The sequence below is a fragment of the Streptomyces sp. NPDC055239 genome, from assembly GCF_053606205.1.
This window is the reverse complement of the sequence record NZ_JBSGRD010000008.1, coordinates 323,049-335,711: the sequence shown is the minus strand read 5'-3', so window position 1 is coordinate 335,711 and position 12,663 is coordinate 323,049. Positions and strand designations below refer to the sequence as shown.

Genomic DNA, 12,663 nt, shown 5'->3' with positions numbered 1-12,663 from the left:
TGCAGAAGCTTAGGAGCCTGTCGGTACGCTCTGTCCGGCAGCCCGAACGAACTCGTGAGCGAAGTGAGCAGCACCGTGACGCACCCCTTTCTCGACCTGGCACCCCTCAGTGCCCAGCACTTCGCCTCCATCGAGGAGCGCGTCGCCGGGCTGCTCTCCACCTCGCAGGACGTCGTGATCATGCAGGGCGAGGCGCTGCTTCCCCTGGAGGGGTGTATCCGGGGTGCGGCGCGACCCGGCACGACCGCCCTGAACGTCATCACCGGGCCCTACGGGCAGACCTTCGGCAACTGGCTGCGCGACTGCGGGGCGACCGTCGTCGACCTCGCCGTTCCCTTCCACACCGCCGTGACCGCCGAGCAGGTCCGCGAGGCACTCGCCGCGCACCCCGAGATCGACTTCGTCTCGCTCGTCCACGCCGAGGCCGCGACCGGCAACACCAATCCCGTCGCCGAGATCGGTGAGGTCGTACGCGAGCACGGCGCCCTGTTCATGCTCGACGCCGTCGCCTCGGTGGCCGCCGAGCCGCTGCTCCCGGACGCGTGGGGCGTGGACCTGTGCGTGATCGGCGCCCAGAAGGCGATGGGCGGCCCCGCGGGCGTCTCGGCCGTCTCCGTGAGCGAGCGGGCCTGGACGCGGCTCGCCGCCAATCCGCAGGCACCGCGCCGCTCGTACCTCTCCCTCCTGGACTGGAAGGAGCGGTGGATCGACGGCGGGCGCAAGGCGCTCCTCCACGCCCCGGCGCAGCTGGAGATGCTCGCCCTCGAAGCGTGCGTGGAGCGCATCGAGGCGGAGGGTCTCGACGCGCTGACGGCGCGGCACGCCACCGCCGCCGCGGCGACCCGCGCGGGTGCGATCGCCCTGGGTGGTGGCCTCGCGCCGTACGTCCACGAGGCGCGGGACGCCGCTCCGGTCGCCACGACGCTGCGCGCCCCCGAGGGTGTCGACGCCTCGGTGCTCGTCGCCAAGGCGCTCGCCGCCGACCCGGTGCTTCCGCTGGTCGCCGGTGGGGGCGCGCTGGCCAAGGAGATGATCCGGGTGAACCACTACGGCCCTGACGCGACCCGTGGCGTCGTGCACGCCTCGCTCGCCGCTCTGGGCGCCGCGATGGGCGAGGCCGGACTCGCGGTGGACCTCGAAGCGGCACGGCGTGCGGTGACGGCCGCCTGGCAGTAGGCGGGCGGCAGACGAGCCGACGGCAGGCGAGCGGTATACAGCCGCCGGCTCCTACCCGCCGCACGGCCCGTCATGCACACAGCGGCCGCACCAAGCTCACAGCGAACAGCGAGCGCCCCAAGCGGCGGGAGTGGCAGCGTGAGCGCCATGACCACGCTCCCGGACGGCCGCCTCGTGCCCGACCCGACCGCCGGCGAGCCCGCGATGCTGATGGGCTGGCTCGATTTCCATCGCGAGACGCTCGCGGTGAAGTGCTCGGGGCTCGATGACGCACAGACCCGTGTCGCCTCGGTCCGGTCCTCGTCGCTGACCCTGCTCGGCCTCGTGCAGCATCTGGCCGAGGTGGAGCGGAACTGGTTCCAGCGGGTGCTGGCCGGACAGGACGTCCCACCGGTGTACGAGGACGGGGCCGGAGGCTTCGCTCTGGCCCCGGAGCGGACGTACGCCCAGGCCCTGGCCGTGTGGCGGCGCGAGGTGGCGGTGAGCCGGAAGCTCTGCGAGGGACGGTCGCTCGACGGGGTGGGGCGGCTGAGCGCGCGGGAGGCGGCCGTGACGGGCAGCGGCGAGGTCAGCCTGCGCTGGATCCTGGTCCACCTCATCGAGGAGTACGCGCGGCACAACGGCCACGCCGATCTCCTCAGGGAGGGAATCGACGGGGTGACGGGGCCTTAAATGGTCTACGTAAATTCACGGACGCATTCTCACCGCTTCATTATCCACTTTATCCGCACAGCTTTCCGTATTCTTCTTCCCGCTTTTCGGAGACCTAAACACTAAGGTTTCGACAACGGTAAGTCTCACAATTCGGACACGCTTCGAGGGAGTTACGGTTCTGTGACGTACTCCACATGACGTCCGTTATGCACTCTATGACCCCAGCAAATCAGGCCATTTCGCCGGGGATTCCTGCGGGCGCGCACCCCCGCGTGATAACACATAGGGCTCTCTTACGTAACCCCTCCCGGCGATGCAATTAAAGAAATTGCTCGGTAAATTCAATCCGCATGACCGCTGCACAAGCCGATGTACCGACCGACCTGGAAGCGAATTCCCTGAAAATGCCCGAGGGGCTACGCCTCGACACCCCTGACGTCGCCGACGGCGCCGCAATCTGGCGGATCGCGCGCGACTCGAAGGTGTTGGACCTCAACTCCTCGTACAGCTATCTGCTGTGGTGTCGCGACTTCGCGGCGACCTCAGTGGTGGCCCGGGACGCGAACGGTGAGCCCGCCGGGTTCATCACCGGCTACATCCGGCCCGAGCGGCCACGCACCCTGGTGGTCTGGCAGGTGGCCGTCGATCAGGCGCACCGAGGCCGCGGCCTCGCCGGTGCGCTGCTCGACGGACTGACCTCGAAGGTCGCCGCCGACCGGGAGCTGGTCTCGGTCGAGACGACGATCACGCCGGACAACAAGCCGTCCGAGCGGCTGTTCACCTCGTACGCACAGCGCCATGGCGCGTCGGTCGAGCGCACCGTGCTCTTCGACGCGGGGCTCTTCCCCGAAGAGGGGCACGAGCCCGAGGTCCTGTTCCTCATAGAGCCTGTCACCGAGTCCGGGAAAGCCGCGCGGAACAAGCCGGTCGAGCCAGTCGGCTGAGCTACGCCGCTCTTCCCCCCACGCACCACCTGTCACCCCCACCTCCCAAGTCTTTCCATCTCCCAGGAGATCTGCTGTGACCATCACCCAGCCCGACCTGAGCGTCTTCGAGACCCTGGAGTCGGAGGTGCGCAGCTACTGCCGCGGTTGGCCCACTGTCTTCGACCGTGCGCAGGGCAGCCGCATGTTCGACGAGGACGGCCACTCGTACCTCGACTTCTTCGCCGGGGCCGGCTCGCTCAACTACGGCCACAACAACCCGGTCCTCAAACGCGCCCTGATCGACTACCTGGAGCGCGACAGCGTCGTCCACGGCCTGGACATGTCCACGGTCGCCAAGCGCGCGTTCCTCGAGTCGTTCCAGAACATCATCCTGCGCCCGCGTGACCTGCCGTACAAGGTCATGTTCCCGGGCCCGACGGGCACCAACGCCGTCGAGTCCGCGCTGAAGCTGGCGCGCAAGGTCAAGGGCCGCGAGTCCATCGTGTCGTTCACGAACGCCTTCCACGGCATGTCGCTCGGCTCGCTCGCGGTGACCGGCAACGCCTTCAAGCGCGCCGGCGCCGGCATCCCGCTGGTGCACGGCACGCCGATGCCGTTCGACCGCTACTTCGACGGCCAGACGCCCGACTTCATCTGGTTCGAGCGTTTGCTCGAGGACCAGGGCTCCGGCCTCAACCAGCCCGCCGCCGTGATCGTCGAGACGGTCCAGGGCGAGGGCGGCATCAACGTCGCCCGCGCCGAGTGGCTGCGCAAGCTCGCCGACGTGTGCGAGCGCTGGGACATGCTGCTCATCGTCGACGACATCCAGATGGGCTGCGGCCGCACCGGCGCGTTCTTCTCCTTCGAGGAGGCGGGCATCACGCCGGACATCGTGACGGTGTCCAAGTCCATCAGCGGCTACGGCATGCCGATGGCGCTGACCCTGTTCAAGCCCGAGCTGGACATCTGGGAGCCGGGCGAGCACAACGGCACCTTCCGCGGCAACAACCCGGCGTTCGTCACGGCCGCCGCCGCCCTGGAGACCTACTGGTCCGACGGCCCGGCCATGGAGAAGCAGACCCGTGCCCGTGGCGAGCAGGTCGAAGAGGCCTTCGCCGCCATCGTCGACGAGAACCCCGGCGCCATCAAGGAGTACCGCGGCCGCGGACTCGTCTGGGGCATGGAGTTCATCGACAAGCCTCGCGCGGGCGCCATCGCCAAGCGCGCCTTCGAACTCGGTCTCCTCATCGAGACCTCCGGCCCCGAGAGCGAGGTCGTCAAGCTCCTTCCGGCGCTGACGATCACCGCCGACGAGCTGGACGAAGGGCTTCGCACGCTGGCCCGTGCGGTGCGCGAGACCGCCTGAGCGGCCCCCGCGCCGCTTCGTCATCCCCGTAAGAGAAAAGGAACCGATTCACCGTGATCGTCCGTTCGTTCAAGGACATTGAAGGCACCGACCGGCACGTCAAGTCCGCGTCGGGCACCTGGGAGAGCAAGCGCATCGTCCTCGCCAAGGAGCGGGTGGGCTTCTCGGTCCACGAGACCATCCTGTACGCGGGTACGGAGACGTCGATGTGGTACGCGAACCACATCGAGGCCGTCGTGTGCACCAAGGGCCAGGCCGAGCTGACCGACGACACGACCGGCAAGAAGTACACGATCACGCCGGGGACCATGTACCTGCTCGACGGGAACGAGAAGCACACGATGCGGATCAAGGAGGACTTCCACTGCATCTGTGTCTTCAACCCGCCCGTCACCGGTCGTGAGGACCACGACGAAAACGGCGTGTACCCGCTCCTGACGGAGCCTGAGCCCGCCTGAAAAACTGAAGTGCCGGAGCCGGGGCAGCTCCTGCCCCGGCTCCGTGCCGCAGGGCTGAAGCAACACGCCCCCTGAATCTCCCCCGCCGCCCTCTTCCTCTGGGCGGCGGGGGTGTACATCCCGGAAAGGGCCGTACGAGAGGAGAGGCAGGCAACACCATGACCACCGCACCCGAACGCACCGCCGATCTGTACCCCACCCGAGGCGCCGAAGAGGTCCTCATCGAACGCAAGGACCCCGTCGTGTGGTCCGAGCCGGGTACACCGGGGCCCATCGTGGCCGACGAACTGGCGGGGTTCGAACGGGACGGATTCCTGGCGATCGACCAGCTCATCACCCCGGACGAGGTGAGCGTCTACCACGCCGAGCTCACGCGGTTGATCGATGACCCCACGATGCGGGCGGACGAGCGCTCCATCGTGGAGCCGCGTTCCCAGGAGATCCGGACAATCTTTGAGGTGCACAAGCTCAGCGAGCTGTTCGCGAAGCTCGCCGCAGACCCGAGGGTGGTGGGGCGGGCCCGGCAGATCCTGGGTTCCGACGTCTACGTCCACCAGTCCCGGATCAACGTCAAGCCTGGCTTCGGGGCCTCGGGGTTCTACTGGCACTCGGACTTCGAGACCTGGCACGCCGAGGACGGCCTCGCGAACATGCGGACTGTCTCGGTCTCGATCGCGCTCACCAAAAATCACGACACCAACGGCGGCCTCATGATCATGCCGGGGTCGCACAAGACGTTCCTCGGCTGTGAAGGCGCGACGCCGAAGGACAACTACAAGCGATCCCTGCAGATGCAGGACGCGGGCATTCCCTCGGACGAGACGCTCACGGACTTCGCCTCGGAGCACGGTATCCGGCTCTTCACCGGTGAGGCGGGTTCCGCGACCTGGTTCGACTGCAATGCCATGCACGGCTCGGGGGACAACATCACGCCGTTCCCGCGCAGCAACGTCTTCATCGTGTTCAACAGTGTGGACAACACGGCGGTGGAGCCGTTCGCAGCGCCGATCCGGCGGCCGGATTACATCGGGGCTCGGGACTTCACTCCGGTGAAGTAAGCAGTCTCGTATGAGAGTTGGCCCGGCACCTTGGAGTGCCGGGCCAAGCTTGGTTGTGACGCCCGGGGCGCGGTTACAGCGCGGGGTAGTCCGTGTAGCCCTTCTCCGTACCGCCGAAGTACGTCGCCGCGTCAGGCGTGTTGTACGGACCCGAGGCCTTGAGGCGGGCCGGCAGGTCGGGGTTGGCCAGGAACATCACGCCGTACGCCACGATGTCCGCCGTGCCGTCCTCGACGAGGGCGAGAGCGTCGGGTCCTGTGGGGCCCTCGGTGGCGGGGTTCAGGATGAAGGTTCCGCCGAAGATCCCGCGCAGGGTGGTCGTCAGATCGCGGATCGGGCCCACCTCCACGACGTGCAGGTACGCCAGGTCCAGGGCGCTGAGCTCCTTCACCAGGGCGGTGTACGTCGCCTCGAGCCCGTCATCGGGCTCGGAGATGCTGTTGAACGGGTTGCCGGGCGAGACGCGCAGGCCGGTGCGGGCGGCGCCGATCTCGGCGGAGACGGCCCTCGCGGTCTCGACCGCGAATCGGATGCGGTTCTCCGGGGTGCCGCCCCATTCGTCGGTGCGCAGGTTCGAGCCGGGAGCCAGGAACTGCTGGATCAAGTAACCGCTGGCACCGTGCAGTTCGACTCCGTCGAAGCCCGCGTCGATCGCGTTGCGGGCCGCCGCCGCGAAGTCGGCGATGGTGGCGCGGATCTCGTCACCGGTCAGCTCGCGGGGCGTGACGAAGTCCTTGAGACCCTCGGCCGTGTACACCTGACCCTCGGCCGCGACGGCCGAGGGAGCGACGTTCACCAGGCCGTCGGGGAACAGCATGGGGTGGCCGACGCGGCCCGCGTGCATGAGCTGGGCGAAGATCCGGCCACCGGCGGCGTGGACGGCGGACGTGACCTTGCGCCAGGACTCGATCTGCTCGTCGGAGTGCAGACCGGGGGTGGCCGGGTAGCCCTGGCCTATGACCGAGGGCTGGATGCCCTCCGTGATGATCAGCCCGGCCGAGGCGCGCTGGGCGTAGTACTCGGCGGTGAGCTCCGTGGCGGTGCCGCCCGCGCCCGCGCGGCTTCGGGTCATCGGGGCCATGGCGATGCGGTTGCTGAGCGGTGTGCCGGAGAGGTCGATCGAATCGAAAGCGGTGGTCATCGGGGGCTCCCAGGGGGGTGCTGCGGATTACTGGCAGGCATAGTTGGTCGGCCAATTAATTGAACCGAGCGCCACCCTAACTCATTCCTTGGTCGGCCAAGCTAATCTGGTGGGGCCGGACCGCGACCACCACCACCCGTCACTACCGCCCCTCACTACCGCCCCTCAGGAGTACCGATGAAGGCCTCGGCCGAACCCGCCTGTACCGAGCTCCCCACCGCCAAGCGGCGGGGACCCGTCAGCCACATCATCAGCCGGGTGGCCCGACTGCACCGGAACGCGGCGGGCAGGGCGCTGAGGAAGGTCGGGCTCTACCCCGGCCAGGAGTTCGTGATGATGTACCTGTGGGACTCGGGGCCCGCGCGGCAGTCGGACATCATCAAGGCGGTCGGCCTCGATCCGTCGACGGTCACGAAGATGCTGCAGCGCCTCGAGCAGGCCGGACACGTACAGCGCCGCCCGGACCCGGAGGACCGTCGCGGGGTCCTCGTGGCGGCCACGGAGTCGAGCTGCGGGTTGCTGACGGAGGTGGAGGTCGCCTGGGGCGACCTCGAGGACCAGACGCTGGCGGGCCTGGACGAGACCGATCGGGCGGAGCTGACGCGGCTCCTCGGCCTGGTGGAGACGAACCTGTGCACGGAGACGACGACGGAGACAGCGGAGACGACAGGGTGCGGTGAGGGTTAGAGCCAGGCCAGCGACGCCGCTCGGGCCAGGACCTGGTCCGCGGCGGACGCACTGCCCGAGACCCCCCTGGGGACTCCAGCGGGGTCGACCCGCCCGCCCATGAGCAGGCAGAAGTCCACCGGCCCGAGCACCAGCTCCGCGCTCACCGGCTCCGCCCCGCTCCCCAGGACCCACGACACCTCGTCGTCCTTCTCCGCGACGGTCAGCGCGACGGCCGGCGCCTTGGAGCCGAGGGCCAGGTCAAGGATCCGTACGGCAAGACGCACCAGCTGCCAGAGGTGACGGGAGAGGGGCGGCGGGACCGGCCTGTCCAGGGCCCTGCCGATGTCGTCCGTGTGCACCCACGCCTCGAAGGCCCTGACCAGGAAGTGATCCGCGAGCGGAAGGCGCGCGCCCATCAGCGTCGTGGCCTGCCCTGCCCGTTCCGGGTCGTGCGCCTCGGGGGCGGAGAGAAGCGCGGTCGCCTGATCCTGCCAGGACGCGACCGTCTCGGCCGGAGTGCGTCCGCGCTCACGGCGAAGGACCTCCTCCGTACGCCCCGCCCAGGCCGTACGCCACGGAGTCCCGTCCACGCCGTCCCACGGCCCTGCCGCCCGCAGGCCGAGGCGCACGGCCAGCGGCTCATCGGCGGCCAGCAGATGCGCGACCGTGTCATGGACGTTCCAGTCGTGCACGACGGGAGTTCCCCAGGAGCCCTGCTCGTCCAACTCCCCCAGGAGCGCCCGGAGTCCGGAAACGGCAGCGGCGTACGGCGCCGCGTGCGCGGCCGTAGGGGGAACAGCCGGGCGGGCGCGCAGGGCCAGCGCGAGGCCCCGGTCCGCAGCAGGGGCGGGTCCATCGGTGACGGGCGGCCCGTCCAAGTGCCGTACCGCGGCGCGCAGTCGCGATGCCTCCGCCGCGCACGGATCGCAGGCGGCCAGATGCGGAGCGACCGTCCGCTCGTCGCCCGGCATGAGCGCGCCGACGGCCCAGGCCCCGAGAAGTTCACGTACGGCTTCGTGATCCGTGGTCATCACGCGCCTCTTTCGCCTGGAGCGTCGGCAAGTGCCGCATCGGGTGGGTCGGTGAGTGCTTCGGCCAGTGCGCGCAGGGCCGTACGCAATCGGGTCTTCGCCGTGCCCTCGGGGATGCCGAGTTCGACCGCGGCCTGGCGGTAGGTGCAGCCCGCGAAGTACGCCAGGTGCACCACCTGGCGCTGCGGGAGCGGGAGCCTGGCCAGCGCGGAGTGCAGGAGCAGGGAGCGTTCTCGTGCCATGACCACGTCTTCCGGGGGCGGATCCGGGGTGGGGATCGTGTGCAGGGTCGTGTCGTCGGCATGGGCCGCCTTGCGGTGGCGCTCCTCACCGCGTACCCAGTCCACCGCCCGCCGATGCGCCAGCATGCTCAGCCAGGTGCGCAGGCTGCCCCGCCGCGCGTCGAACGCGTAGGGCCTGGACCAGAGATGGGCGAAGACCTCCTGGGCGACGTCCTCCGCGCCGCCGGGGCTGCGGGTGACGCGTCCCGCGATGCGGTGGACGAGGGTGCCGTACGTGTCGTAGATCTCGGCGAGAGCCGTCTCGTCGCCGTACACCAGGCGCTGGTGCAGGTCGACGTCCCCGTATGGCTGATGAGCCGCTGACACTGACACCACCGCCTCGTGAGGCCGCCCCGTCCTGCCTTCCTAGTGCCCCGCGGCCCGGCGCGCCAGGGTTCAGCCGGAGAGCACGTCGAGGATCCGGTCCACGTCCGCCTCCGTGTTGTACAGGTGGAACGAGGCGCGCAGGTGTCCCGCCCGTGCCGCCGTGATGATCCCGGCCCGCCTCAGCTCGGGCTCCCTGTCGGCGAGGCCGGGGACGGAGACGATGGGGGACGCACCGGGCACCGGCTCGTGGCCCAGGTCCGCGAGTCCCGCGCGGTAGCGGGCCGCGAGCGCCGTGTCGTGGGCGTGCACCGCTTCGATTCCGGTCTCCTCCAGGTACGCGAGGGACTGTGCCGCGCCGTGGTACGCGAGGAAGGCGGGGGGCTCGTCGAAACGGCGGGCGTCGGGGGCCAGCTCCGAGAGCGGTCCGTACGTGGAGTTCCAGGTGTCCGCCGCCGCCATCCAGCCCGCGTGCAGCGGCACGAGGGACTCCTGCGCCTCCTCGCTCACCGTCAGGAACGACGTGCCGCGCGGGCAGAGCAGCCATTTGAAGGCGCCGGTGACGGTGTAGTCGTACGGGCTCGCGTCGAAGGGCAGCCAGCCCGCGGCCTGCGTGGCGTCGTTGAGGATGCGGGCGCCGTGGGCGGCTGCGGCCGCACGTACCGCCGTGTCGTCGGCGAGACGGCCGTCGGCCGACTGCACGGCGGAGTACACGACGAGGGCCGTGGTGGGGCGGACCGCCTCTGCGAGGTCCTCAAGGGGTACGTAGCGGATCTTGAGGTCGCCACGCACCACGAACGGGTTGATGATCGAGCTGAACTCCCCCTCGGGGAGCAGGATTTCGGATCCTGGCCGCTGCGCCGCGGCGATCACTCCGCAGTGGACGGCGACCGAGCCGCCGGTGGCCACCCGCGAGCGGTCCACTCCGACAAGGCGCGCGAAAGCCTCACGGGCGGCGTTCACGATCCCGAAGTCGCCCGAGCCGCCCGCGCCCGTGCTGTTCTCGGCCGCGAGGCGTTGGATCGCCTCGACCGCGCGGGCGGGCAGCAGGCCGCCTTTCGCAGTGTCCAGATACGTCGACGTGGGCGCGAACTCGGCGCCATTGATGATCCCCATGGGATCAACTCTCGCGCCCGTTCACGCCCACGTCCATCACGCGTATGTGGAGACAACCGGTCAGCGGTGCTTAAGCGTCCTTGCCGGTGGCCTGCGGAACCGCGCAGCCGTCGGGGCCGCAGGCGTCGCCGTCCGCGAGGGTGGTGAGCGGCGAGCGGCTGTCCCACGCCTGTTCCAGGGCCTGGGCGAAGACATCGGCGGGCTGGGCTCCGGAGACGCCGTACTTGCGGTCGAGGACGAAGAACGGCACGCCGTTCGCACCGAGTTCGGCGGCCTCGCGCTCGTCGGTGCGTACGTCGTCGGCGTAGCGGGAGGAGTCGGCGAGGACCGCGCGGGCGGCGTCCGCGTCGAGACCGGCCTCGGCCGCGAGCTCCACGAGCCGCTCGTCGTCGTCGAAGACGGAGCGCTCATCGGCGAAGTTGGCGCGGTAGAGGAGCCCGAGCAGCTCGTCCTGCCTGCCCTGCTCCTTGGCGAAGTGCAGGAGGCGGTGCATGTCGAAGGTGCTGCCATGATCGCGGCCCTCGGTGAGGTAGGCCAGGCCCTCGGACGACGCGTTGACGCCGAGGTTCCGCTCGGCCTCCTGGGCCTGCTCCTCGCTCATGCCGTACTTCTTGGCGAGCATCGGGATCACGAGCCCGCTGTCGCCCTTGGTGCGCGAGGGGTCGAGCTCGAAGGAGCGGTGCACCACCTCGACGTCGTCGCGGTGCGGGAAAGCGGCGAGCGCCTTCTCGAAGCGGGCCTTGCCCACGTAGCACCAGGGGCAGGCGATGTCGCTCCAGATCTCGACGCGCATGTGTCCAGCTCTCTTCAGATCGAACGGTGACGGTGGTGCGGAGGATCCCTCCGGTCAGTTGAAGAACGTACGATTTGGTCCGGTCATTCCCCGGCTTCCCCGGGACCCCCGACCGTCACGGACAGCCGCATCCGCAGGTGCGTGCCCGCGCCCTCGCCCGGCTCCGCCGGCTGCCAGCCGTGGCGGGTGTAGAAGGCCTGGGCGCGCCGGTTCTCCCGGTGGACGTCCAGAGTGGCCACCCGGATGCCGTCGGCCCGCCACTCCTCCACGCACGCGGCGTGCAGGGCCGCGCCCACCCCCGCGCGCCAGTGGTCGGGGTCGACGTGGAACTGGAAGAGCGCCATGGTGTCCGCCGCCTCGCCCTCGGGCGTGCGGAAGGACGCGAGGCCCACGATCCGGCCCTCGCGGACCGCGCAGAGCACATGCCCGCCACGGCGCTCGACGGCTTCCCGCCACATCATGAGCGCGTCGACGCGCTTCTCCGGCAGCCCCTCGGGGTAGTACGTGGCGCGGGCACGGGCGTGCAGGGCCGCGAGAGCCGGGGCGTCGGCGCTGACGGCGGTGCGTATGACGGTCGGCATCACGGTCCGCATCGTCGTGGGGAGTGCTGAGTGGATCACGCTGCGACAGACGTGTTCCGGGGGCCCTGGGTTCCGAGGCGGCTGAACTGGGTCCGGTAGGCGCTCGGCGTGAGCCCGGTGCGGCGCACCAGATGGCCGCGGAGCGAGTCGGCGGTGCCGAGCCCACAGGCCTGTGCCACCTGGTCCATGGAGAGCGACGTCGTCTCCAGAAGCTCCTTGGCCCGCTCGATGCGCTGGTGGAGCAGCCACTGCAGCGGGCTCACCCCGCTCTCCGCGTGGAAGCGCCGGGAGAGGGTGCGCACGCTGACGCCCGCCTGCCGGGCGAGGTCGGTGAGCGTGAGCGGTTCGTCGAGGTGGCGCATGGCCCAGCCCCGGGTGTCGGCACAGGCGTTGCCGCGCTCGGGCGGCAGCGGGGTCTGGGTGAACTGGGTCTGGCCGCCGGGCCGTACGGGGGCGACGAGCGCGGCTCTGGCCACCTCGTTGGCGACGGCCGCCCCGTAGTCGGTGCGGATGATGTGCAGGCAGAGATCGATCCCGGCGGCGTACCCGGAGGACGTCATGACCTGCCCGTCCTCCACGTAGAGGACGTCTCCCTTGAGGTCGAGCGCGGGGTAGCGGCTGCGCAGCTCCTCGGCGAGCTCCCAGTACGTGGTCGCGCTGCGCCCGTCGAGCAGTCCCGCCTCCGCGAGCACGAAGGCGCCGCTGCAGATGGACGCGATGCGCCGGCCCGCTTCGGCGGCCTCGCGGACGGCGGCGACGGTCCGCGGGTCGGGTTCGTAGCGGTGTCCGGTGCCCGCGACGAGGAGGGTGTCGGCCTCGCGCAGGGCGTCGAGCCCGTGCTCCACGTGGAGGCTGAGCCCGCCGGTGGTGGCGACGGGGCCGGGCTCCGGGGTGCAGACGACGACCTCGTAGCCGGGTCCGCCCGCCACCTCGACCTTCCCGAAGAGCAGCTCGGGGATCGCGAGGTTGAACATCGACACGGGTGAGGGCGCGATGACGGCGACGCGGTGGGGCCGGTGGGGCTGGCGCGGCCGGTCCGGTCGGTCCGATCGGTCCGGCCGACGGGCGGGCTTCGGACGGGGCATGGCC

Annotated in this window: 14 protein-coding genes; 7 read left to right on the top strand and 7 right to left on the bottom strand. The window is 70.1% G+C overall.

Annotated features, from left to right (window positions below):
* Window positions 1-75 precede the first annotated feature (75 nt).
* The 6 genes from ACWFRJ_RS25950 to thpD all read left to right on the top strand — a co-directional run bounded on the left by ACWFRJ_RS25950 (window position 76) and on the right by thpD (window position 5,638).
* Window positions 76-1,176 (top strand): pyridoxal-phosphate-dependent aminotransferase family protein, encoded by a 1,101-nt coding sequence (locus tag ACWFRJ_RS25950; protein ID WP_453535748.1) that lies wholly within the window; start codon window positions 76-78, stop codon window positions 1,174-1,176.
* Window positions 1,177-1,380: 204 nt separating this feature from the next.
* A complete protein-coding gene (locus ACWFRJ_RS25945) occupies window positions 1,381-1,848 on the top strand; it encodes a DinB family protein (RefSeq protein WP_453535745.1) in 468 nt (155 codons plus the stop codon).
* Window positions 1,849-2,180: 332 nt separating this feature from the next.
* Window positions 2,181-2,774 carry a diaminobutyrate acetyltransferase gene (ectA, locus tag ACWFRJ_RS25940; RefSeq protein ID WP_453535487.1) on the top strand — a complete coding sequence of 198 codons (594 nt, stop codon included), beginning with the start codon at window positions 2,181-2,183 and terminating at the stop codon, window positions 2,772-2,774.
* 76 nt (window positions 2,775-2,850) lie between these two features.
* Window positions 2,851-4,122 (top strand): diaminobutyrate--2-oxoglutarate transaminase, encoded by a 1,272-nt coding sequence (gene ectB, locus ACWFRJ_RS25935; protein WP_453535484.1) that lies wholly within the window; start codon window positions 2,851-2,853, stop codon window positions 4,120-4,122.
* Window positions 4,123-4,175: 53 nt separating this feature from the next.
* Window positions 4,176-4,580 carry an ectoine synthase gene (locus ACWFRJ_RS25930; protein ID WP_453535481.1) on the top strand — a complete coding sequence of 135 codons (405 nt, stop codon included), beginning with the start codon at window positions 4,176-4,178 and terminating at the stop codon, window positions 4,578-4,580.
* Between the two features lie 158 nt (window positions 4,581-4,738).
* A complete protein-coding gene (gene thpD / locus ACWFRJ_RS25925; RefSeq protein WP_453535478.1) occupies window positions 4,739-5,638 on the top strand; it encodes an ectoine hydroxylase in 900 nt (299 codons plus the stop codon).
* Window positions 5,639-5,711: 73 nt separating this feature from the next.
* Here thpD and ACWFRJ_RS25920 read toward each other — a convergent pair whose 3' ends face one another.
* The gene (locus tag ACWFRJ_RS25920) at window positions 5,712-6,779 is read right to left on the bottom strand and encodes an alkene reductase (protein WP_453535475.1); all 1,068 of its coding nucleotides are present in this window, start codon (window positions 6,777-6,779) and stop codon (window positions 5,712-5,714) included.
* Between the two features lie 177 nt (window positions 6,780-6,956).
* On the opposite strand from ACWFRJ_RS25920, the gene ACWFRJ_RS25915 reads away from it, so the two are divergent.
* Complete coding sequence (locus ACWFRJ_RS25915) at window positions 6,957-7,466, top strand: MarR family winged helix-turn-helix transcriptional regulator (protein ID WP_453535472.1); 510 nt, start codon at window positions 6,957-6,959, stop codon at window positions 7,464-7,466.
* Here the strand turns inward: ACWFRJ_RS25915 and ACWFRJ_RS25910 are convergent.
* The 6 genes from ACWFRJ_RS25910 to ACWFRJ_RS25885 all read right to left on the bottom strand — a co-directional run bounded on the left by ACWFRJ_RS25910 (window position 7,463) and on the right by ACWFRJ_RS25885 (window position 12,548).
* A complete protein-coding gene (locus tag ACWFRJ_RS25910; protein WP_453535469.1) occupies window positions 7,463-8,479 on the bottom strand; it encodes a maleylpyruvate isomerase family mycothiol-dependent enzyme in 1,017 nt (338 codons plus the stop codon). The genes ACWFRJ_RS25915 and ACWFRJ_RS25910 overlap by 4 nt on opposite strands.
* Window positions 8,479-9,087, bottom strand: a complete 609-nt coding sequence (locus ACWFRJ_RS25905) for a sigma-70 family RNA polymerase sigma factor (RefSeq protein WP_453535466.1) — start codon at window positions 9,085-9,087, stop codon at window positions 8,479-8,481. The genes ACWFRJ_RS25910 and ACWFRJ_RS25905 overlap by 1 nt, the downstream gene beginning before the upstream one ends.
* A 69-nt stretch (window positions 9,088-9,156) precedes the next feature.
* Window positions 9,157-10,200, bottom strand: a complete 1,044-nt coding sequence (locus ACWFRJ_RS25900; protein ID WP_453535463.1) for an aminotransferase class V-fold PLP-dependent enzyme — start codon at window positions 10,198-10,200, stop codon at window positions 9,157-9,159.
* 70 nt (window positions 10,201-10,270) lie between these two features.
* The gene (locus tag ACWFRJ_RS25895) at window positions 10,271-10,993 is read right to left on the bottom strand and encodes a DsbA family oxidoreductase (RefSeq protein WP_453535460.1); all 723 of its coding nucleotides are present in this window, start codon (window positions 10,991-10,993) and stop codon (window positions 10,271-10,273) included.
* An 83-nt stretch (window positions 10,994-11,076) separates the two neighbouring features.
* The gene (locus ACWFRJ_RS25890) at window positions 11,077-11,574 is read right to left on the bottom strand and encodes an N-acetyltransferase family protein (protein WP_453535457.1); all 498 of its coding nucleotides are present in this window, start codon (window positions 11,572-11,574) and stop codon (window positions 11,077-11,079) included.
* A 35-nt stretch (window positions 11,575-11,609) separates the two neighbouring features.
* Complete coding sequence (locus ACWFRJ_RS25885) at window positions 11,610-12,548, bottom strand: GlxA family transcriptional regulator (protein WP_453535742.1); 939 nt, start codon at window positions 12,546-12,548, stop codon at window positions 11,610-11,612.
* Window positions 12,549-12,663: the final 115 nt, after the last annotated feature.